The following is a 21,787-nucleotide window of genomic DNA, read 5'->3' as shown; positions in this document are numbered from 1 at the left end:
CGGATAAAGCGGCCATGACCGAACGTCTCGACACATTCGCGGTCACGCTCGCCCAGCTCAATCCGACCATGGGCGACGTGGAGGGCAATGCGGCCAAGGCGCGCGCGGCGCGGGCGCAGGCCAAGTCCGACGGCGCCGATCTCGTGTTGTTTCCAGAACTGTTCATCGCCGGCTATCCGCCGGAAGACCTGGTGCAGAAGCCCGCCTTCCAGGCCGCCTGCCGCGCCGCGATCGAAAGCCTCGCGCGCGAGACCGCCGATGGCGGGCCTGCGATGCTGGTCGGCACGCCCTGGGTCGAGGAGGGCATGCTCTACAATGCCTGTGCGCTGCTCGACGGCGGGCGCATCGCGAGCCTGCGTTTCAAGTGCAACCTGCCGAATTACGGCGTGTTCGACGAGAAGCGGCTGTTTTCGCGCGGCCCTGCCGCCGGTCCCGTGACTGTGCGCGGCGTGCGCATCGGTGTGCCGATCTGCGAGGACATCTGGCTGGAAGAGTCCGAGGATTACGAGAACGTGGTCGAGACGCTGGCCGAGACCGGCGCCGAGATCATCCTGGTGCCGAACGGCTCGCCTTACGCCCGCGACAAGAACGACGTGCGCCTGTCGGTCGCGGTGGCGCGCGTCACGGAGAGCGGGCTGCCGCTGGTCTATCTCAACCAGGTCGGCGGCCAGGACGAGCTCGTGTTCGACGGCGCATCCTTCGCGCTCAATGGCGATCTCTCGCTCGCGGCGCAGCTGCCGGCCTTCGAAGAGGGCATCGTCACGCTGCGCTTCAGCAGAAACGGCGACGACTGGCGCTGCAGCGGGCCGATCGCCGAGCTGCCCGAGGGCGACAAGGCCGACTACGCCGCCTGCGTGCTGGGCTTACGCGATTACGTCACCAAGAACGGCTTTCCAGGCGTGCTGCTCGGCATCTCCGGCGGCATCGATTCGGCGCTCTGCGCGGCGATCGCGGTCGACGCGCTCGGCGTCGACCAGGTGCATGGCGTGATGCTGCCTTACCGCTACACCGCGCCGCATTCGATCGCGGATGCCGGCGAGCTCGCCGGCCATCTCGGCATCCGCTACGAGGTGCTGCCGATCGCCGAAGCCGTGACCGGGTTCGAGACGATCCTGTCCGGCATCTTCAAGAACCTGCCGCCCGATATCACCGAGGAGAACCTCCAGGCCCGCACCCGCGGCACGCTGCTGATGGCGATCTCCAACAAGACCGGGCTGATGGTGGTGACGACCGGCAACAAGTCGGAGATGTCGGTCGGCTACGCCACGCTTTATGGCGACATGAACGGCGGCTTCAACCCGATCAAGGACATCTACAAGACGCAGGTGTTCCGCCTGGCAAGCCTGCGCAATTCCTGGAAGCCGGAGGGCGCGCTCGGCCCTGCCGGCGAGGTGATCCCGCCCGACATCATCACGCGCCCGCCGACCGCGGAGCTGCGCGAGAACCAGACCGATCAGGACTCGTTGCCGCCTTACGACGTGCTCGATGCCATCCTGGAGCGCCTGGTCGAGCGCGAGGAGCCGCTCGACCAGATCATCGCCGCCGGCTTCGACCGCGAGACGGTGATCCGGATCGATCATCTGCTCAACGTCGCCGAATACAAGCGCCGCCAGGCCGCGCCTGGGGTGAAGGTGACACCGAGGAATTTCGGCCGCGACCGCCGTTATCCCATCACCAACCGTTTTCGCGACAAGGGCCAGCCGTTGCCGGCGACGGATGAGGCGCTGGTGTCACGTGGAAGCACGGCGTCAATCGACGCATTCGAGGGGTGAAGCCTAGCCTGAGCGACGGCAGGGGCTATGACGGGGTTGCGAAAAACAGCACCCTCAGGAAGCGCGTGTATTCGGATTCGAGCGCCATGATCGCCACAAATACGAATACCACGACCGGCGGCAGCAGGATGGCATAGGTCAAGGCCAGCCGCTCCCAGGCCATGTGCATGAAGACGGCGACGATCAGGCCGGCCTTCAACATCATGAACAGCAGGATCAGCGACCACCTCAGATAGCCATGCAGGCCAAAGTAGTCGACGAGGTAGGAGAACGTGCTGAGGACGAACAACCAGCCCCAGACCACGAGGTAGAGCTTGATCGGGTGCTGTTGCCCCTCGGCGTGAACGGCTTCCGTTGCGACTGCGCCGTGCGCCGGAGCGTGGAGCCGCTCTTCCATGTGTACCGCCGCGTTTGTCATGCGCCGACCTCACCAAAGATAGAAGAATGCGAAGATGAACACCCACACGAGATCGACGAAGTGCCAGTATAGGCCCGTGATCTCGACGATCTCGTAATTCCCCCTTCGGCTCGTGAAGAAGCCGCGCCTCTCGACGTCGAAGTCGCCACGAAAGACCTTTCGCGCGATGGCGATCAGGAAGATCACACCGAACGTCACATGGGTGCCGTGGAAGCCGGTGATCATGAAGAAGCTCGCACCGAACTGCGGGGCGCCCCATGGATTGCCCCAGGGCCGGACGCCCTCCATGATCAGCTTGGTCCATTCGAAGGCCTGCATTCCGACGAAGGTCGCGCCGAAGGCTGCAGTGACCAGCATCAGGATTGCGGTTCTCACGCGATCGCGGCGGTAGCCGAAATTGACGGCCATCGCCATCGTACCGCTGCTGCTGATCAGCACGAAGGTCATGATGGCGATCAGGATCAGGGGCATGTGGTTGCCCCCGATATCGAGGGCGAAGACTTCGCTGGGATTGGGCCACGGCACGGTCGTCGACATGCGCGCCGTCATGTAGGAGAGCAGGAAGCAACTGAAGATGAAGGTGTCGCTGAGGAGGAAGATCCACATCATGGCCTTGCCCCAGGACACGTTCTTGAAGGCGCGCTGATCGGACGCCCAGTCGGCGGCGATGCCGCGCCAGCCTTCAAGCCGCGCAGGCGATTGGCCCGGATTTGTCAGCACGGTCTCAGCCATCTGGTCTCGCCTCCCTAGCTCAGCAATTGGCGGCAGATGTCGACGAAATCGTCGGTCCAGCCGGTGAGAAGACCGAGCAGGACAAGCCAGACCAACAGCAGGAAGTGCCAGTAGATGGCGCACAGCTCCACGCTCAAGCGCATGCCGGCGATCTCGGCGCCGCGCCACATCTTGGCCGAGGTTCGGCCCAAGGCCACCAGACCGCCCGTCAGATGCAGCCCGTGCACTGCGGTCAACAGGTAGAAGAAGGAATTCGATGGATTGGACGCCACGAAATATCCCGCAGCCCCGAGCCGTTGCCAGGCCAGGAGCTGCCCGGCGAGGAAGATCACGGCAGATGCTCCGCCCGCGAGCAGACCGATCATGACGCCTTCGGTATCGTGTCGGCGCGCGGCCACGTACGACCATTGCAGCGCGACACTGCTCAGGACCAGGACGCCCGTGTTGACCCACAGCAGCCGCGGCACCGGCAGCGGCCGCCAGTCCACCACGCTCATGCGCATCGAGTAGGCGCTGATGAAGAGGATGAACAAGGCGCTCGCGACCGCGAGAAACACGCCAAGTCCGATCTTCGCTGCCGGCCAGGTCATGGCATCGCCGCCGGGGAAGTCACCGGCCGGGCCTTCCTCCAGCCAGGGCTTGGCCGTCAGGCGCTGTTGCGACAGCCACCATCCGGCGATCACCGCAAGCACAGCCAGGAACAGGATGATGGCGCTCACGAAGCAGCTCCCTGAACGAGCTGAGTCGCGCGCGGCGGCTGGTTCTGCGGAATGAAGTCCTCCGCGGCACCGGGCACACTGTAATCATAGGCCCAGCGGTACACGACAGGGAGCTCCTTGCCCCAGTTGCCGTGCGCTGGGGGCGTCTCCGGCGTCTGCCACTCCAGCGTCGTCGCCCGCCACGGATTGCCGCCTGAGGCCTCACCTTTGAACAGGCTCCAGACAAGGTTGAACAGGAACACCATCTGGCTAAAGCCGACGATCAAGGCCACCACGGAGATGAAGGCGTTGAGTGAATGGGCCGAGGACGGAATGAACGTCGTATCCAGGAGTTCGAAATACCGGCGCGGGACCCCGAGCAGTCCAAGATAGTGCATGGGGAAGAAGATCAGGTAGGCGCCGAGGAAGGTGACCCAGAAGTGAAACTTGCCCATGGCCTCGTTCAGCATCCGCCCCGTGACCTTTGGGTACCAATGATAGATCGCGCCGAGCACGACCATGATCGGCGCCACGCCCATCACCATGTGGAAATGGGCGACCACGAACATGGTATCCGAGAGGGGCACGTCCACGACGACGTTGCCGAGGAAGAGGCCGGTGAGCCCGCCGTTCACGAAGGTGACGATGAAGCCGAGGGCGAACAGCATCGGCACCGTGAGATGAATGTCGCCGCGCCACAGGGTCAGCACCCAGTTGTAGACCTTGATCGCGGTGGGGATTGCGATGATGAGCGTCGTGGTGGCGAAGAAGTACCCGAATTGCGGGAACATGCCGCTCACATACATGTGGTGCGCCCATACGATGAAGCTGAGCGCGCCGATGGCTACGATCGCCCAGACCATCATGCGATAACCAAAGATGTTCTTGCGCGCATGCGTGCTGATCAGATCGGAGACGATGCCGAAGGCGGGCAGGGCGACGATGTAGACTTCGGGATGACCGAAAAACCAGAACAGGTGCTGGAAGAGCAACGGGCTGCCGCCGCCATGTTTCGAAAGCGTGCCCATCTCGAGGAGAGCGGGCATGAAGAAGCTGGTTCCCAAGAGACGGTCGAACAGCAGCATGACCGAGGCAACGAACAATGCAGGGAACGCGAGGAGCGCCATAACGGTCGCCGTGAAAATGCCCCACACCGTCAGGGGCAGGCGCATCAAGGTCATGCCGCGCGTGCGCGCCTGCAACACAGTGACCACATAGTTCAGCCCGCCCATGGTGAAGCCGATGATGAACAGGATCAGGGACGCGAGCATGAGAAGGATGCCCCAATCCTGCCCGGGCGTTCCTGAAAGGATTGCTTGCGGCGGGTACAGCGTCCAACCGGCGCCGGTGGGGCCACCGGGCACGAAGAATGTCGAGGCAAGCACCAGGACTGCGAGCAGGTAAATCCAGTAGCTCAGCATGTTCACATAGGGGAAGACCATGTCCCTGGCGCCGACCATCAGCGGGATCAGGTAGTTGCCGAAGCCGCCCAGGAACAATGCAGTTAGCAGGTAAATCACCATGATCATGCCGTGCATGGTGATGAACTGGAGGTACTGGTTGGCATCGATGAAAGAGAATGTGCCGGGGAATCCCAGTTGCAGCCGCATCAGCCACGACAGCACCAGGGCCACCAGCCCGATGGCCGTGGCCGTCAGCGAATACTGAATGGCGATCACCTTGGCGTCCTGCGAGAACACATATCGTGTCCACCAGCTCCGCGGATGATAGAGCTCGACGTCAGGTACTTCGGCAGGCGGGATGCCGGGGATCCCTTCATATGGAACATCGACCATAGAACCTCCTCGGTCGTTCCATCGGGGGGAGGCGCTGGCCTCTTGCGCCCGATCTATCTTCGGCGGCAGCTTGCTACTTGCTGCCGGATTGGTACGTCGTCTTCACGACGGCTTTTGCCGGCGATAATTCTGCGAATGTTTTTTGTTGCTCCAGCCAAGCGTGATATTCACGCTCTTCGTCGACGATGACCTTGGCCCGCATTTGATAGTGAGCAGTGCCACAAAGCTCCGCACAGAGGACATCGAAGGTTCCGGTTCGGATCGGCGTGATCCAGAAATAGGTCACCATGCCTGGAACCATGTCCATCTTGGCTCGGAATTCGGGCACGTAGAAATCGTGCAGGACATCAACCGAGCGGAGGAGAACCTTGACCGGCTTTCCGACTTGAAGGTGCAGGTCGCCGCTCTCGATCACGACATCGTCCTGCGCGTGCCGGTCGTCACGATTGAGCCCCATCGGATTGTCGGAAGCGATGTTGCGAACATCGGATGTGCCCAACTGCCCATCCTTGCCCGGAAGGCGGAAGCTCCACTGCCATTGCTGGCCCATGACCTCGATCTCGGTGGCATCCGCAGGCACCGTCACGAACTGGTGCCAGACCACGAGGCCAGGCGCCAGCATGGCCGCGACGCCGACGCCGGTCCCGACGCTCAGCCACCATTCGAGCCTTTTGTTTTCCGGATTGTAGTCAGCCCTTCTTCCCTCTCTATGGCGAAAGCGGAAGACGCAGTAAGCCATGAAGGCGATCACGGCGACGAAAACAAAGCCCGTGATCCAGAACGTGATGTTGATCGTGTGGTCGATATAGGCCCAGTTCGTGGCGATCGGCGTCCACCACCACGGGCTGTAGATGTGAAACAGCACCGAGCCGATCGCGACCAGAAGCAGTATCAGTGCGACAGCCATCCTGATCCATCCTTGCCATCGAAGGCTACGGATACGAATCCCGGGCGGAGCTCATGTCTGTCGCGATGGCTGGCCTTTCTTGGCATATGCCATCGCCGGCCTCTTGCTTCGCCCAGTCCACCGATCGCGAAATCAAGAGAACGCTCGCGACCTTCAACTCTAAGGGCGTCTGCGTCTAAAATGATCCCAGCCTAATCCGGCGTCAATAGAGCAATAGAGGTGCCCGAATTGGTGTGATTGCCGGTGCTGGCAAACCGACAAGCATCCGGTGCCCATTGTTCGGTTTGGGTGATGCAACGCACAAATCCGTGCTGGTGCGCAATTCACCCAACCGTGAGTGCAGTCGTGCTCCGCGCGCGCTAAGCTTGCCGGGCAAGTCGCGACGGGTTCCGTCCGGCCAGGCTCGGTTACTGAACCTGGGTTGCCGTACCAGACCCATCGCGTTTCCTGCTCGTCAGGCGGACACGCGTGGCTGAAGAGCGCGTGTTGTCGAAAACCGCGATTTTCAGCACGGGAGGGTCCGTACATGGCCACTCTGTACTCCCACGACATCAGGCGGCGCGCATTCGGCGAAGCGACCTCCTATCCCATTCGCAAGATCAGCTTGTCCGACCTGACCGAGGTCCTGCGCCTGGGTTGGGGTGATTTCCAGGCGATGCCGAGTCACGCGATCGTCGTGTGCCTGATTTATCCCGTTCTCGGTCTCGTCCTGTTCAGGATGGTGCTCGGCTATTCGGTGCTGCCGCTACTGTTTCCGCTGGCCGCCGGCTTTGCCTTGATCGGTCCTTTTGCCGCGATCGGTCTCTACGAACTCAGCCGTCGTCGCGAGCGCGGTGAAGAGGTCGAAGCATGGGATGCGATTAAGGTGCTGCGCGCACCGTCGTTCGGCGCCATGGTCGAACTCGGCGTGCTCCTGCTGGTCCTGTTCGGGGCCTGGATCGGTGCCGCGAACGCAATCTATGTCGCGATCTTCGGTCACGCTGCGGCCGCAAGCATACCCGACTTCGCAACGCGCGTGCTGACGACACCCGAAGGCTGGTCGCTCATCATCATCGGTTGCGGTGTCGGCTTCCTGTTTGCGGTTGTGGCATTGTGCGTTAGCGTCGTGTCATTTCCGTTGATGCTGGACCGTCATGCGACGGCGATCGACGCGATCCGCACGTCGCTCCGAGCGGTGGCGGCGAATCCGGTTGCGATGGCCGGATGGGGCCTCATCGTGGCGGCTCTGCTCGTGATCGGCTCGCTGCCGCTCTTCGTCGGTCTCGCCGTCGTTCTGCCGGTGCTCGGTCATGCCACCTGGCACCTCTATCGGCGGGTGGTCGAGCCCAATCCGAACCCACCGGATGCACCGCTTCCGCCCCGGAAGGGCAGGCGCTACGCAGCAGACTTTCCGGCCAATCTCTTCCCGTGGAGCCGCGAGGGCGAGCCGTAACAGCGGAACGGCCGCGCTGGGACGCCCGCGCGGAGCATGACAGAGCGACGGCCTACTTCTGCTGCTGCGGCAGGAAGGTCGGGCCGACCGAGCGGATCGGCTTGTTCTCCGGCGCGGGGCTCGCGTCCGCGGGTGGCGTGGCGACCGGTGCGGCAGCAGTTGCTGGCGCAGGAGCCGCGCCTTTCTTGGCATTGGCAGGCTGCGGCGCGCCCTTGTTGAGCCGTTGCTGCTGCATCTTCCTGGCGCTTTCCTCGGTGACGATGATGTCGCCCTGCTGCTCGGCCGCGGCCTTGTCGTCGGCCGATTTCAGCGCATCCGCCCAGGTCTGTCCCGCCGCCTTGCAGGAGCAGGACGGGTTGAACTCGCTGCGGAATTTGAATGCGGTCGGCAGCGCCGTGTAGGGCTGGCCGCCGATCGAGACCGCAGCGTTCATATCCTCGCCGGGATTGCGATGGCTGTAGAGCACGGCTTCCGCCGCCGGGCACAGCGCCTTGCAGGTCTTCTCATCGTCAGGGAAGCGCGCCGGCACGGTGGCAAAGGAGATCGGGAAATAAGCGCCGTCGCAGGTGCGCACGCAGACGGTGCGGAAGGTGCCGGATTGCGGGCCGAGATCGGAGGGCGGCATGGCCTGCGGATTGTTCGGGTTGTTGCCGCCGAACAGATTGCTGAGGAAGTTGCCGCCGCCCTGCTGCTGCACGGCATTGGCATATTGCGGGCCGCAATTGTTCTGCGCCAGCGCCATCAGCACCGAGCGGCGCTGGTTGTCGCGCTCCGGGTTGGCGCCGGGGCCGCCGCGCAGCCGCTCCAGGCTGCCGGTAATCTGGTCCAGATTGGCGCGCATCTGCTGGATCTGGGTGTTGACCGGGCCGCACTGCGCCGACTGGCCGTTGAACAGCGAGAAGAAGCCGGAGGAATCGCAGCCCATGCGCTTGGCCTGCATGGTGACACGGTCGAGCTCGGCCTGCTGCTTGGCCTGGGAATCCTGGTAGCGGCGGATCTGCTCTTCGCGCGCGGCATCACCTCCGCCGCGATCGAGCGCGGCGAGTTGGGCTTCCAGCCGCACGCACATCGGGTTCGGTCCGAGCCCGTTCTGGCCGGGCTGGGGCGGCGGGCCGGCCTGCGCCAAAGCGCCATCGGCGAGCACGAGTGTGCCGAGGAGCACGGTGCAGGCAAGGAGGGAGCGGGCACGGAGGAGAGAGAAGAATTCAGGCATATCCGCCATTCTAGCGAGGTCACGGCCCAGCGTGATCATCCAAGTGAGGTGGGGGCCGAAGCGCGCCCTCCAATAGCCGCTTCCCGCGGCATCGTCACGTCGTTTCAGGGGCCGAACTGGTCCTAAGGTCCGCCAGCTCCGAGGGAATTCAGCGCTGGCAGGTGATTGCGACATATTCGTCGCAATGGCCATGGGAGCAGTTTGTGCCGGTTTTGGGGACGGAGCCGGTAATTTCGTCGGGATCGATCCGGCGATAGCCTGATGCCTTTGCAAAATCTCGTGACTGACAATAGGTGCGCGCGGCGGAGGCGCCGCATGTGTCGCCCTTGGTGTCGTTCTTGGCCAGGCACTGGTCGGCGATGATGAAGACGCGGGTCTCGGCGCACGCCTGAGGTGCTGCAAGGAGGGAGGCGCCGAAAATGAGCGCGAGCAGGGATCGCATGAAATTACCGGGGGCAAAAAAAATTGGGAACCGCAGGTTCCAGAATGGCCTCAAATGGTTAGGGGATCATGAACCCTCCGGGCAGGCCGCGCCCCGTGCGGGGCAAAAACGGCATTTTCGCGGCCCTTGACGCCGGGGCCCGTGGTGGCCCATATGTGCCCGCATGAACGGTCTCCTCGCCATTTGCGCCATTTGCCGCGAGATTACGAGCTAGCGATTCGCTGGCTGGAGCCGTCTTTTCTCAAACACATTGAGAGCCTTGGACGCCCGGCCGAGAGGGATGGGTTGTCATGGAATTGCGTCTTTACGATACGCTGAGCCGGGAAAAGCGCACCTTCGTGCCGCTCGATCCGAACAACGTCCGCATGTATGTCTGCGGACCGACGGTCTATGACTTCGCCCATATCGGCAATGCGCGGCCGGTGATCGTGTTCGACGTGCTGTTTCGGCTGCTGCGCCACATCTACGGCGAGGCGCACGTCAAATATGTCCGCAACATCACCGACGTCGACGACAAGATCAACGACCGCGCCGCGCGCGACTTTCCCGGCCTGCCGCTGAACGAGGCCATTCGCAAGGTCACCGAGCAGACCGGCAAGCAGTTCCATGCCGACGTCGATGCGCTCGGCGCGCTTCGGCCGAGCGTCGAGCCGCGCGCCACCGAGCATATCGGCGAGATGCGCGAGATCATCGAGAAGCTGGTCGCCGGCGGCTTTGCCTATGTCGCCGAGGACCACGTGCTGTTCTCGCCGCAGGCGATGAACGCGGCCAATTCCGCGCTGCCGCGCTATGGCGCGCTGTCGAAGCGCTCGCTCGACGAGATGATCGCCGGCGCGCGGGTCGATGTTGCGCCCTACAAGCGCGATGCGACCGACTTCGTGCTGTGGAAGCCGTCGGAGCCGGGCGAGCCGTCCTGGCCGTCGCCATCCGGCATCAAGGCGGAGGGGCGTCCGGGCTGGCACATCGAGTGCTCAGCGATGGCCTGGAAGCATCTCGGCGAGCATTTCGACATCCATGGCGGCGGCATCGATCTCGTGTTTCCGCACCACGAGAACGAGGTCGCGCAGACCTGCTGCGCCTTCCATCGCGAGCGCATGGCGAATTATTGGATGCACAACGGCTTCTTGCAGGTCGAGAGCGAGAAGATGTCGAAGAGCCTCGGCAACTTCATCACGATCCACGAGCTGCTCAGGGATTGGCCGGGTGAGGTGCTGCGCCTCAACATGCTCAAGACGCATTACCGCTCGCCGATCGACTGGACCATGAAGTCGCTGGAGGAGAGCGCCAAGACGCTCGACGACTGGTATCGCGTCGCGGCCGATGTCGTGTCCGGCGAGCCGGCTCCGTCGGTGGTCGAACCGCTGCTCGACGACCTCAACACGCCGCAGGCGATCGCGGCGCTGCACGGCCTCCGCGGCAACGATATCGCAGGTCTTGCGGGCTCGTTGCGGCTGCTCGGATTCCTCTCCGAGAGCGCGGCGCAGTGGGAAGGGCGCAAGCAGCAGGCGAGCGGGATTGACGCCAACGAGGTCGAGCGCCTGCTCGCGGAGCGAACAGCTGCGCGTAGCCGCAAGGACTTTGGCGAGTCCGACCGCATTCGCGATCTGCTCGCTGCGATGGGCGTCGCGATCAAGGACTCCAAGGAAGGCACCACCTGGGAGATCGCCCGATGAAGCGCCCCGAGACGCCGTTTCCGCGGCACTGGCTCTATTACATCGCGCTGAAAATCGCGCTGCTCGCCGGCGCGGTGGCGATCGTGCTCAAGCTTTATGGGATGTGGTAAGGACGATGGGACAGACTTTGCCAAAGCCCGCACTGAGGCCCTTCCTGCCGGCGGATGTGCCGATGCTCGCCGCGATCTTCGCCGCCAGCATCGAGGAGTTGACCGGCGACGATTATAGCGAGGCGCAGCAGGAAGCCTGGATGGCGGCGGCCGAGGACGAGGAGTTCGGCAAGCGGCTTGCGTCCGACCTGACGCTGATCGCGACGCTGGAAGGCTCGCCGGTTGGTTTTGCTTCGCTGCGCGGCAACGATCACATCCGCATGCTCTATGTGCATCCGGCCGTGGCCGGGCAGGGCATCGCGACCATGCTGGTCGACGCGCTGGAGAAGCTCGCCGGCGGCCGCGGCGCCAAGAGCCTCTCGGTCGACGCCAGCGATACCGCGGAGGGCTTCTTCGCCAAGCGCGGCTACACCGCCCAGCAGCGCAACAGCGTCACCATCAATGACGAGTGGCTCGCCAACACCACCATGAAGAAGACGCTCGGAGCGGGGCAATGAGCAAGCAGCGTCTCTATCTGTTCGACACCACGCTGCGCGATGGGGCGCAGACCAATGGCGTCGACTTCACGCTGGCCGACAAGCAGGTCATCGCGGCGATGCTCGATGATCTCGGCATCGACTATGTCGAGGGCGGCTATCCCGGCGCCAATCCGCTCGATACGGAGTTCTTTGGCTCCAAGCCCAAGCTCAATCATGCGCGCTTCACCGCCTTCGGCATGACGCGGCGGGCGGGCCGCTCGGTGTCCAACGATCCGGGCGTCGCGGGCCTTTTGGAAGCGAAGGCGGACGCGATCTGCTTCGTGGCGAAGGCGTCGGCCTATCAGGTCCGCGTCGCGCTGGAGACCACGAAGGAAGAAAACCTCGCCTCGATCCGCGACAGCGTCGCGGCGGCGAAGGCGGCCGGCCGCGAGGTGATGCTCGATTGCGAGCATTTCTTCGACGGCTACAAGGAAGACGCCGCCTTCGCGCTCGCCTGCGCCAAGGCCGCCTTCGATGCCGGTGCGCGTTGGGTGGTGCTGTGCGACACCAACGGCGGCACCATGCCCGATGAGGTCGAGGCCATCGTCAGAGACGTGACCAGGCACATCCCCGGCGATCACGTCGGCATCCACGCCCATAACGACACCGAGCAGGCGGTGGCCAATTCGCTCGCCGCGGTGCGTGCCGGCGCGCGGCAGATCCAGGGCACGCTGAACGGCCTCGGCGAGCGCTGCGGCAATGCCAATCTCTGCTCGCTGATCCCGACGCTGAAGCTGAAGACGGGGTTTGCCGACGCTTTCGAGATCGGCGTCACCACCGAGAAGCTGGCGACGCTCGTCAAGGTGTCGCGCACGCTCGACGACATGCTGAACCGCGTGCCGAACCGGCATGCTCCTTACGTCGGCGAGAGCGCCTTCGTCACCAAGACCGGCATCCATGCCTCCGCCGTGCTGAAGGATCCGCAGACCTACGAGCATGTGTTGCCGGAGCTGGTCGGCAATCACCGCAAGGTGCTGGTGTCCGACCAGGCCGGGCGCTCCAACGTCATCGCCGAGCTCGACCGCGCCGGTATCCCCTACGAGAAGAGCGATTCGAAGCTGACGCGTCTCGTCGAGGAATTGAAGGAGCGCGAGGCGGCCGGCTATGCCTATGAATCCGCCAACGCCTCGTTCGAGCTCCTGGCGCGCCGCACGCTCGGCAAGGTGCCGCATTATTTCGAGGTCGAGCAGTTCGACGTCAACGTCGAGCAGCGCTACAACGCGCTCGGCGAACGCGTCACGGTGGCGCTCGCGGTGGTCAAGGTCGACGTCGCCGGCGAGCATCTGATCTCGGCGGCCGAAGGCAACGGTCCCGTCAACGCGCTCGACGTCGCGCTGCGCAAGGACCTCGGCAAGTACCAGAAGTTCATCGAGGGCCTGACACTGATCGACTATCGCGTCCGTATCCTCAATGGCGGCACCGGCGCAGTCACGCGCGTGCTGATCGAGAGCGAGGACGAGAACGGCGATCGTTGGACCACGGTCGGGGTGTCCCCGAACATCATCGATGCCTCGTTCCAGGCGCTGATGGATTCGGTAATCTACAAGCTCGTGAAGTCGGACGCGCCGGCGTAACCCCCACGACGACTGTCATTCCCCGCGAAGGCGGGGAATCCAGTACGCTGCGGCCCATCGATTTATCTACTGCTGTCACGGAGTACTGGATCGCCCGGTCAAGCCGGGCGATGACACCGAGGATGGGGAAAGGGCACGGCCATGATCGACCACATCTCCGTCGGCGTCAGCGATCTCGATCGCGCCGCAAAGTTCTACGAGGCGACGCTCGCCGCACTCGGCCTCGCGCGCCTCGTCACGCGGCCGCGGACGATCGGGTTTGGCAAGGCCTATCCGGAGTTCTGGATCAATCTGCGCGAGGGCATGCCGCGTGTCGCGCCGGAGAGCGGCGTGCACATCTGCCTGCGGGCGAAAACCGCGGCCGAGGTCGATGCGTTTCACGCAGCTGCGCTGTCCGCTGGCGGCGCCTCCGACGGCGCACCGGGCCTCCGCCCGCACGATCGCGTGCGCTACTACGCCGCCTTCGTCACCGATCCCGACGGCAACCGGATCGAGGCGGTGACGTTTCCGCAGGAATAGGGACGGTCTAAAGCGCGATGCGATTAGGATGGCTCGTCATCGCGCTTCAGGTTGTTGTTTGAGCATGATCTTTTCGGAAAACCGCTTCACACTTTTCCGGATCATGCTTTAGAGTCGCCGGGCCACGTCGGGCGCGAGATCGCGCTGGTCGTCAGGGATCTGCGCCGCCGCGGCGCGCAGCCGTGGGATGATCTCCTCGACCTTGTCCGCCTTCAGGATATCGACGGTGAGGCCGGCACGGATGAACTGGGTCTGCCGCATGTGGGCCACCAGGGAGAACAGCGGCTCCCAGAAGCCGTCGACATTGGCCAGCAGCACCGGCTTGGCGTGCCGGCCGAGTTGCTGCCAGGTCAGCTGCTCCACCAGCTCCTCAAGCGTGCCGAGCCCGCCGGGCAGGGCCACGAACGCGTCGGAGCGCTCGAACATCAGCCGCTTGCGCTCGTGCATGTCGGGCGTGACGACCATCTCCTGCACGCGCGTCAGCGCATTCTCGCGCATCCGGAGGAAGTCGGGGATGATGCCGGTGACCATGCCGCCGTGATCCAGCACGGAGGTCGCAACCGCGCCCATCAGGCCGAGCGAGCCGCCGCCATAGACGAGGCGGATCTTGCTTTCCGCCAGCGCTTTGCCGAGCGCCTTCGCCGCTTCAATAAAGTTGGGATTTGTTCCAGGGCCGGAGCCGCAATAGACACAGACGGTTTTGATCGTGCTCATTGGTGCCATGATGCATTGCAGCGAAGTGGCGTCAAGCCCAAACGGTGATTCGATACGTCCGGGAATTTACCGGTAAATCGCGACAAACAATCGAAGATTCGCCATCTGGCGGGGTGCGCGGGCATCGGGAAGGCTCTATATGACGGGCGAAAATCGTTAATCGCAGTTGCGCCCGCACCCGGCGGGCTTCGGGTTTGTTGATGGACCAACCTCAATCGTTCGACGGCGCCGACGTTCCTGATCCTTCCGTGGCAGGACCGCAGGCCGGGGCCACGCTGATGGGCACGCTGGCACATCTGTGGCCCTACATCTGGCCCGGCGACCGTTCCGACCTGAAGATGAGGGTGGTCTGGTCGCTGGTGCTGCTGCTCGCCGCCAAGCTGATCACGCTCACCGTGCCGTTCAGCTTCAAATGGGCGACGGATGCGCTGACCGGCGCCAACACCGCGCCGGTAGCGGCCGACAATTGGCATCTCTGGGTGATCGCCTCGCCCTTGCTGCTGACCGCGAGCTACGGCGTGATGCGTATCCTGATGGCGGTGCTGACGCAATGGCGCGACGGCATCTTCGCCCGCGTCGCCATGCATGCGGTGCGCAAGCTCGCGACCCTCACCTTCATCCACATGCACGAGCTGTCGCTGCGCTTTCACCTCGAGCGCAAGACCGGTGGCCTCACGCGCGTGCTCGAGCGCGGCCGCGAGGGCATCGAGGTCATCGTGCGCATGGTGATCCTGCAGCTGATCCCGACCATCGTCGAGGTCTCGCTGCTGCTGGCGGTGCTGCTCTGGCAATTTGACTGGCGTTACGTGGTCGCGACCCTGATCACGGTCACGCTCTACATGTACTACACCTACGTCGCGACCGAGTGGCGGATCGGCATCCGCCGCAAGATGAACGATTCCGACACCGAGGCGAACACCAAGGCGATCGACTCGCTGCTCAACTACGAGACGGTGAAGTATTTCAGTGCCGAGGCACGCGAGGCGCAGCGCTACGACAGGTCGGTCGAGCGCTACGAGGAGGCGAGCGTCCGCACCTACACCTCGCTCGCGGTGCTCAACACAGGCCAGGCGGTGATCTTCACGCTGGGCCTGACCGCGACCATGCTGATGTGCGCGATCGGCGTGCGCAACGGCACCAACACGGTCGGCGATTTCGTGCTGGTCAACGCCATGATGATCCAGCTGTACCAGCCGCTGAACTTCATGGGCATGGTCTATCGCGAGATCAAGCAGGCGATCATCGACATCGAGAAGATGTTCGGCGTGCTCAGCCGCGAGGCCGAGATCAAGGACGCGCCTGGCGCGAAGCCGCTGGTCATCTCCGCCGGCACGGTGCGCTTCGAGGACGTGCGCTTTGCCTATGAGCCGGCGCGCCCCATCCTCAAGGGCATCAGCTTCGAAGTGCCGGCCGGCAAGACGGTTGCCATCGTCGGCCCCTCCGGCGCCGGCAAATCGACCATCTCGCGGCTTCTGTTTCGCCTCTATGATGTCTCCGGCGGCAGGATCCTGATCGACGGCCAGGACATCCGCGAGGTCACGCAGGCCAGCCTGCGCGCATCGATCGGCATGGTGCCGCAGGACACCGTGCTGTTCAACGACAGCATCCGCTACAACATCCGCTACGGCCGCTGGGATGCGACCGATGCCGAGGTCGAGGAGGCGGCGCGGCTGGCGCAGATCGACCACTTCATCCGCATGGCGCCGAAGGGCTACGAAACCCAGGTTGGCGAGCGCGGCCTGAAGCTGTCGGGCGGCGAGAAGCAGCGCGTCGCGATCGCGCGCACGGTGCTCAAGGCGCCGCCGATCCTGGTGCTCGACGAGGCGACCTCGGCGCTCGACACCCATACGGAGCACGAGATCCAGGGGGCGCTCGACCGCGTGGCGAAGAACCGCACCTCCCTGGTGATCGCGCATCGGCTTTCCACCATCGTCGGCGCCGACGAGATCATCGTGCTGGACCAGGGCCGCATCGCCGAGCGCGGCACTCACGCGAGTCTGCTCGCGCAGGGCGGGCTCTATGCCAGCATGTGGAACAGGCAGCGCGAGGCCGAGGAGGCCCGCGAGAAGCTGGCCAAGATGGCCGACACCAATGCCGCGCCTAACCGGGAGCCGCCGCTGGTCGATGATAGCCTGACGACGCCCGCGGCGGCGGAGTGACCTTGTCTCCGGTCCCAAGTCTGGCCTAAACAAAGTCTGGCCTAAACAAGCCCGCGCGACGACCCCGTGGCATCAACCCCGACCGGCAAAAAGCAATGTCCATTCTCGATTCGATCCAGCGTCAGATCCCGCCGATCCACAAGGAGGGCTATCCCTTCATCGGCGCCTTTGCGCTGGCGAGCCTGCTCCTGTTCTGGCTGTGGTCGCCGCTGGGGTGGATCGGCACGATCCTGACCGTTTGGTGCGCGCTGTTCTTCCGCGATCCCGTCCGTGTGACGCCGGCGCGCGAGGGTCTCGTGGTGTCGCCGGCCGACGGGCGTGTCTCCATGATCACCATGGCGCTGCCGCCGGCCGAGCTCGGGCTCGGCGACCGGCCGCTGCCGCGCGTCTCGATCTTCATGAGCGTGTTCAATTGCCACGTGAACCGCGCGCCCGTGGCGGGCAGGGTGGATCGTATCGCCTACCGGCCCGGCCTCTTCATCAACGCCGAGCTCGACAAGGCGAGCGAGGACAACGAGCGCAACTCGCTGGTGATCACGACGCCGACGGCGCGGATCGGCGTGGTCCAGATCGCCGGCCTGGTCGCCAAGCGCATCGTCTGCTTCGTCAAGGAGGGGCAGGCGATCGGCGCCGGCGAGCGTTTCGGCCTGATCCGCTTCGGCTCGCGCCTCGATGTCTACCTGCCCGTGGGTACCAAGGCGCTGGTCTCGGAAGGGCAGACCGCGATCGCCGGAGAGACGATCCTGGCCGACCTTGCCGGCGACGACCCGGGCCGCGCGTTCCGCGCCAATTAACCAATAGTCGGTGCTCGCAGGCGTTCCGCCGCAATGGCGGAGGGCGGCGCGGCTTGCTATATCTCGCCTCGAGATAAGGACGAGCCATGACGCCTTACGATTTCAAGGATCCCGACGTCCGCCGCCGGCGGTTCCGACCGATCCCGGTGCGGATGCTGGTGCCCAACGTCATCACGCTGCTGGCGATCTGCGCCGGCCTGACCTCGATCCGCCTGTCGATCGAAGGACGGATGACGCTCGCGGTCTATGCCATCGTGTTCGCCGCCGCGCTCGACGGCATCGATGGCCGCATCGCGCGCATGATCAAGGGGCAGTCGAAGTTCGGCGCCGAGCTCGACAGTCTCGCCGACTTCGTCAATTTCGGCGTGGCGCCCGGCCTGATGCTGTATTTCTGGCAGCTGCATGAGCTCGGCAATGCCGGCTGGATCGCCGCCATGGTGTTCGCGATCTCCGGCGGCCTGCGGCTTGCGCGCTTCAATGCCACCATGGACGATCCGAACAAGCCGGCTTTCGCCGCCAATTTCTTCACCGGCGTGCCGGCGCCCGCCGGTGCGATCACCGTGCTGCTGCCGATCTATGTCGCGTTCCTCGACGTCGGGCGCACACCTGCGGCGGTGACCGCGGCCTACACGCTTCTGATCGCGTTTCTGATGGTGTCGCGCCTGCCGGTGTTCTCCGGCAAGACCAAGCGGATGCGCGTGCCGCCCGAGCTGGTGCTGCCGGCGTTCGTCGCCGTGATCGTCTTCATCGCGCTCCTGATCGCCTATCCCTGGCACGTGCTGTCGATCGGCACGGTGCTGTACCTTCTCGCGCTGCCGCTCGGCTACAAATCCTATCGCGACCAGGCGCGCGCGATGGAAGCCACCGCGCCGGCGGGAGGCGAGGTCCCGTCACCGCCCTCGGCGCCGACGCTGGCGAATTTGTCGGAGCCGCCGCAAGACGACGATCGGCCCGGACGACTGCACTAAAGCGCTCCTCGCGGATATCTGCCATGAAGCCTGCCTGAGTTGGGTCGAGGTCCGATCTCGGCTATATCGCCCTTGTGCCGGCGGCATCGCGCAATCAATCGCCGCCAACCTGGGAGAGAACGCCGTGACCAATTCCGCGACCGGGCCGCTGCCCGCTTCCGTCCTCGAAGCGCTGGGCCGTTACGATACGCCGACGATCTGCAACGCCATGGAGATCGTGGCGCCCGAGCGGCGGCTGATCGGCTACACCACCAAGCAGCTGGTCTGTCCGTTTCCCGACCTGCCGCCGATCGTCGGCTATGCCCGCACGGTGACGATCCGCTCGGTTCTGAAATCATCGCTTCCGGCCGAGGAGCAGTCCAGGCGCCGAATCGCATATTACGAATATGTCGGCACCGGCCATGGCCCGCGCATCTCGGTGATCCAGGACATCGACGGACCCGACGTCGGCTATGGCGCGTTCTGGGGCGAGGTACAGAGCAACGTGCACAAGGCGCTCGGCTGCCTCGGCGTCATCACCGACGGCTCGATCCGCGACATCCCGCAATGGGCGCCCGGGTTCCAGGCGCTAGCCGGCTCGATCGGCCCGTCGCACGCCTGGGTGCACGCGGAAAGCTTTGGCGGCGAGGTGCGCGTCGCCGGCATGACCGTAAAGTCGGACGACCTCATCCACGCCGACCGGCATGGCGCCATCGTGATCCCGCTCGACCTTGCCGCAAAGCTGCCGGAGGCGGCCGAACTGTGCGGCCGCCGCGAGACGCCGATCCTGGAGATCGCCCGCAGTCCCGACTTCTCGCTCGAGAAGCTCAAGGCCGCGCTGAAGCGCTCTGCGGAGATCCATTGACGGCTGCTGGAGCATGATCCGGAAAAGCGTGTAGCGGTTTTCCGAAAAGATCATGCTCAAACAATAACCTAAAGCGCGATGACGGTTGATCCTAATCGCATCGCGCTTTAGGGCAATCTACGGCCCGGACGACGGCCGAATGCCGCCTTGCTCGGTCAGAAGCAGGGCGACTTGATCCGGTTCTCCGAGCACGGCGGCGGCGCATCCGATCAGGGTGAAGCCGCCGGCAAGGTCCCAGAGGGTGATTTCGTCTGCGCTGTTGGCGCTGCGCATCAACCGCGCTGCGAGCACGGCGAAGGCGGCCTCGATAAAGAGCAGCACGCTGAACGCCGGAAGCACGAGTTCCGGCTCGAGCAGGTGGAACGCCAGCGCCGCGGGCAGCGCCGTGAGTAGACCGAATAGCATCAACATCGCGCTGGCTCCGCGATTGGCCCTGTCGCAACGCTAGCAGACACCAGCTGATCCCCGTCCACGATGTGGCGGAGGGCCGCAGCCGACGTGACGTGGTGGGCGCCTGCTTATGGTTAGCGAAAGGTTGAAATTCCTATCGCTGGACGGCAACCGGGACAAATTGCGGCGGCAGGCGGCACATCGTCGAGACTTAACCTTTACGCGCCTTTAAGGGCGGCGCTCTAGGGTCTGCGATGCGGTTCGGGGTTGAGCCGCGCCAGCGGCCAGGACGGCCGTTGTTGCGTAGGCGTTGGAGTCGATCATGGATATCGCAACACTTGTCGGCCTCGTCGCAGGCGCCATTGTTGTGTCGTCGCTGATCCTGATGGGCGGTACGTTCGGGATGTTCTACGACATCCACGCCGTCATCGTCATCTTCGGTGGCTCGTTCGCAGCGACGATGATCCGCTTTCCTTTGTCCGCGATGATCCACGGCGTGCCGCTGGGCGCGAAGTTTGCTTTCACCCTGAGCCGCCTGTCGGCTCACGACCTTGTCGACGAGCTCGCCCGCATCGCGGAAATCGCCCGCAAGCAGGGCCCGGTCGGACTCGAAAAGGTCGAGACCGACGAGCCCTTCCTCGCCAAGGGCATTCGCTATGTTGCCGACGGCTACGACCTCGATTTCATTCGCGACAATCTGGAGCGCGACCGGGACAACTTCCTGATGCACCTCGACGAAGGCAGCAAGATCTACCGCGCCGTCGGCGACTGCGCCCCGGCGTTCGGCATGATCGGCACGCTGCTTGGCATGGTGCAGATGTTCTCCAACATGTCGGATCCCTCCAAGCTCGGCCCGTTCATGGCCACCGCGCTGCTGGCGACCCTGTACGGCGCCGTTGTCGCCAACCTGATCTGCTTGCCGATCGCGGACAAGCTGCACGGCAAGCTGCTGGACGAAGAGACCAACCGCACCTTGATCATCGACGGCATCCTGATGATCCGCGACTCCAAGAGCCCGACCCTGGTGCGCGAAATGCTGCTGGCCTATCTGCCGGAGAAGCATCGTCACACCGAAGGCGAGCCGGTGCCGGCTTGAGGCCGCCGCCTGGATTTTGAGAGATGGCCAAGAAGAAGCGCGGCAATGCTCACGGTGGCGGCCACGGCTGGTTCGTGACCTTCGCCGACCTGATGGCGCTGCTGCTGGCGTTTTTCGTGATGCTGGTCGCGTTCTCCACGCAAGACGCCAACAAGCTGAAGATCGTCGCGGGCTCGATGCGCGAGGCGTTCGGCGTGCAGACCGAGGCGCGCTACTCCGGCATCGTCGAATCCGACGGCCTGCCGACGCGCCCGCGGCTCAAGAACGTCGACCACATCCAGCCGGAAGATGCCTCCAACACGCCGACGCCAGATCAGGAAGACCGCGAAAAGACCTCCGGCGCGAAGATCAAGGTCGACCGCAATTTCGCGCTGGCCGCAGCCTCGCTGCGCCAGGCGTTGCAGGACATGCCGGAACTGACCGAGATGTCCAAACACATCATGTTCGAGGAGACCAAGCAGGGCCTGAACCTCGAGATCGTCGACCAGGACGGCCGCTCGATGTTCGCCGACGGCTCCAAGGTGCCCTATGACCGCACCCGCCGCCTGGTCGAGAAGCTCGCGATCCCGCTCAAGGCGACGCCGCTCCGCGTCTCCATCGCCGGCCACACCGCGGCGGGGTTCGTGCCGACCCGCAGCGACTATGGCGCCTTCGATCTGTCGGCCGATCGCGCCAACGCCGTGCGCCAGATCCTCGAGCGCCAGGGCCTGCCGCCGTCGCACATCTTCGCCGTCTCCGGCAAGGCCGATACCCAGCCGCTGTTTCCGGACGATCCCTCGCTGGCAGCCAACCGGCGGGTGACCATCACCTTGATGCGCGAAGATCCGCCGCTGCCGCCGAATCTGAGGCCGTAACCCCCTTGCGCTACCATCTTACCTGAGGCATGTCGTCGCGCGGGCGATGAGCGTGGCTGTGGCGTCACAGCATCCGGCTCGGCGCCTGCTATGATGGTGCGCCGATTGACAGGTGCACCGGAAGCGTCAAAAGGCGCCGGATCAATTTCAGGAACGAAGCGTTC

The 21,787-nt window shown here is 64.3% G+C and carries 21 protein-coding genes; 12 read left to right on the top strand and 9 right to left on the bottom strand.

Annotated features, from left to right (window positions below):
- Positions 1–14 precede the first annotated feature (14 nt).
- Complete coding sequence (locus I6F16_RS03935; protein ID WP_225112795.1) at positions 15–1,772, top strand: NAD+ synthase; 1,758 nt, start codon at positions 15–17, stop codon at positions 1,770–1,772.
- A gap of 25 nt (positions 1,773–1,797) precedes the next feature.
- On the opposite strand, the gene I6F16_RS03930 is transcribed toward I6F16_RS03935, so the two are convergent.
- From I6F16_RS03930 to I6F16_RS03910, 5 genes are all read right to left on the bottom strand, one after another.
- The gene (locus I6F16_RS03930; protein ID WP_036001507.1) at positions 1,798–2,190 is read right to left on the bottom strand and encodes a cytochrome C oxidase subunit IV family protein; all 393 of its coding nucleotides are present in this window, start codon (positions 2,188–2,190) and stop codon (positions 1,798–1,800) included.
- A 9-nt stretch (positions 2,191–2,199) separates the two neighbouring features.
- Positions 2,200–2,922 carry a heme-copper oxidase subunit III family protein gene (locus I6F16_RS03925; RefSeq protein ID WP_036001504.1) on the bottom strand — a complete coding sequence of 241 codons (723 nt, stop codon included), beginning with the start codon at positions 2,920–2,922 and terminating at the stop codon, positions 2,200–2,202.
- A gap of 14 nt (positions 2,923–2,936) precedes the next feature.
- Positions 2,937–3,641: a cytochrome c oxidase subunit 3 gene (locus I6F16_RS03920; protein ID WP_225112796.1), complete on the bottom strand. Its 705-nt coding sequence runs from the start codon at positions 3,639–3,641 to the stop codon at positions 2,937–2,939.
- Positions 3,638–5,416 carry a cbb3-type cytochrome c oxidase subunit I gene (locus tag I6F16_RS03915; RefSeq protein WP_036001499.1) on the bottom strand — a complete coding sequence of 593 codons (1,779 nt, stop codon included), beginning with the start codon at positions 5,414–5,416 and terminating at the stop codon, positions 3,638–3,640. The genes I6F16_RS03920 and I6F16_RS03915 overlap by 4 nt, the downstream gene beginning before the upstream one ends.
- Positions 5,417–5,489: 73 nt before the next feature.
- On the bottom strand, positions 5,490–6,323 hold the full coding sequence (locus I6F16_RS03910; protein WP_036001495.1) for a cytochrome c oxidase subunit II: 834 nt from the start codon (positions 6,321–6,323) through the stop codon (positions 5,490–5,492).
- Positions 6,324–6,849: 526 nt separating this feature from the next.
- Between I6F16_RS03910 and I6F16_RS03905 the strand changes: the two genes are divergently transcribed.
- The gene (locus I6F16_RS03905; RefSeq protein WP_036001493.1) at positions 6,850–7,755 is read left to right on the top strand and encodes a DUF2189 domain-containing protein; all 906 of its coding nucleotides are present in this window, start codon (positions 6,850–6,852) and stop codon (positions 7,753–7,755) included.
- Between the two features lie 52 nt (positions 7,756–7,807).
- Here the strand turns inward: I6F16_RS03905 and I6F16_RS03900 are convergent, their stop codons facing one another.
- Together I6F16_RS03900 and I6F16_RS03895 are read right to left on the bottom strand one after the other, a co-directional pair.
- A complete protein-coding gene (locus tag I6F16_RS03900) occupies positions 7,808–8,977 on the bottom strand; it encodes a DUF2865 domain-containing protein (RefSeq protein ID WP_225112797.1) in 1,170 nt (389 codons plus the stop codon).
- Positions 8,978–9,116: 139 nt separating this feature from the next.
- A complete protein-coding gene (locus I6F16_RS03895; protein WP_225112798.1) occupies positions 9,117–9,410 on the bottom strand; it encodes a hypothetical protein in 294 nt (97 codons plus the stop codon).
- Between the two features lie 290 nt (positions 9,411–9,700).
- Between I6F16_RS03895 and cysS the strand changes: the two genes are divergently transcribed.
- The 4 genes from cysS to I6F16_RS03875 all read left to right on the top strand — a co-directional run bounded on the left by cysS (position 9,701) and on the right by I6F16_RS03875 (position 13,804).
- A complete protein-coding gene (cysS, locus tag I6F16_RS03890; RefSeq protein ID WP_225112799.1) occupies positions 9,701–11,083 on the top strand; it encodes a cysteine--tRNA ligase in 1,383 nt (460 codons plus the stop codon).
- Between the two features lie 115 nt (positions 11,084–11,198).
- Positions 11,199–11,690, top strand: a complete 492-nt coding sequence (locus tag I6F16_RS03885; RefSeq protein ID WP_036001471.1) for a GNAT family N-acetyltransferase — start codon at positions 11,199–11,201, stop codon at positions 11,688–11,690.
- Positions 11,687–13,285 carry a citramalate synthase gene (cimA, locus tag I6F16_RS03880; RefSeq protein WP_057028835.1) on the top strand — a complete coding sequence of 533 codons (1,599 nt, stop codon included), beginning with the start codon at positions 11,687–11,689 and terminating at the stop codon, positions 13,283–13,285. The genes I6F16_RS03885 and cimA overlap by 4 nt, the downstream gene beginning before the upstream one ends.
- Positions 13,286–13,426: 141 nt before the next feature.
- Positions 13,427–13,804 (top strand): VOC family protein, encoded by a 378-nt coding sequence (locus tag I6F16_RS03875; protein WP_036001466.1) that lies wholly within the window; start codon positions 13,427–13,429, stop codon positions 13,802–13,804.
- Positions 13,805–13,912: 108 nt separating this feature from the next.
- Here I6F16_RS03875 and I6F16_RS03870 read toward each other — a convergent pair whose 3' ends face one another.
- Entirely contained in the window at positions 13,913–14,518 is a 606-nt protein-coding gene (locus tag I6F16_RS03870; RefSeq protein WP_025035586.1) for a TIGR00730 family Rossman fold protein, read from the bottom strand.
- 200 nt (positions 14,519–14,718) lie between these two features.
- On the opposite strand from I6F16_RS03870, the gene I6F16_RS03865 reads away from it, so the two are divergent.
- From I6F16_RS03865 to I6F16_RS03850, 4 genes are all read left to right on the top strand, one after another.
- Positions 14,719–16,677: an ABC transporter ATP-binding protein/permease gene (locus tag I6F16_RS03865; protein WP_225112800.1), complete on the top strand. Its 1,959-nt coding sequence runs from the start codon at positions 14,719–14,721 to the stop codon at positions 16,675–16,677.
- A 71-nt stretch (positions 16,678–16,748) separates the two neighbouring features.
- Entirely contained in the window at positions 16,749–17,471 is a 723-nt protein-coding gene (locus I6F16_RS03860) for a phosphatidylserine decarboxylase (protein ID WP_225112817.1), read from the top strand.
- 86 nt (positions 17,472–17,557) lie between these two features.
- Positions 17,558–18,439 (top strand): phosphatidylcholine/phosphatidylserine synthase, encoded by an 882-nt coding sequence (locus I6F16_RS03855; RefSeq protein ID WP_036001453.1) that lies wholly within the window; start codon positions 17,558–17,560, stop codon positions 18,437–18,439.
- A gap of 124 nt (positions 18,440–18,563) precedes the next feature.
- Positions 18,564–19,283, top strand: a complete 720-nt coding sequence (locus tag I6F16_RS03850) for an RraA family protein (protein WP_036034447.1) — start codon at positions 18,564–18,566, stop codon at positions 19,281–19,283.
- A 117-nt stretch (positions 19,284–19,400) separates the two neighbouring features.
- On the opposite strand, the gene I6F16_RS03845 is transcribed toward I6F16_RS03850, so the two are convergent.
- The gene (locus I6F16_RS03845; protein WP_225112801.1) at positions 19,401–19,694 is read right to left on the bottom strand and encodes a hypothetical protein; all 294 of its coding nucleotides are present in this window, start codon (positions 19,692–19,694) and stop codon (positions 19,401–19,403) included.
- Positions 19,695–19,995: 301 nt separating this feature from the next.
- On the opposite strand from I6F16_RS03845, the gene I6F16_RS03840 reads away from it, so the two are divergent.
- Together I6F16_RS03840 and I6F16_RS03835 are read left to right on the top strand one after the other, a co-directional pair.
- Positions 19,996–20,769, top strand: a complete 774-nt coding sequence (locus tag I6F16_RS03840; RefSeq protein WP_036001447.1) for a MotA/TolQ/ExbB proton channel family protein — start codon at positions 19,996–19,998, stop codon at positions 20,767–20,769.
- Between the two features lie 23 nt (positions 20,770–20,792).
- Positions 20,793–21,623 carry a flagellar motor protein MotB gene (locus tag I6F16_RS03835; RefSeq protein ID WP_036001445.1) on the top strand — a complete coding sequence of 277 codons (831 nt, stop codon included), beginning with the start codon at positions 20,793–20,795 and terminating at the stop codon, positions 21,621–21,623.
- Positions 21,624–21,787 lie beyond the last annotated feature (164 nt).

Origin of the sequence: Bradyrhizobium sp. IC4060, assembly GCF_020193715.1 — a bacterium.
In the GTDB taxonomy this organism is placed as follows: Bacteria; Pseudomonadota; Alphaproteobacteria; order Rhizobiales; family Xanthobacteraceae; genus Bradyrhizobium; species Bradyrhizobium yuanmingense.
This window is presented reverse-complemented; position numbering and strand designations above follow the sequence as displayed.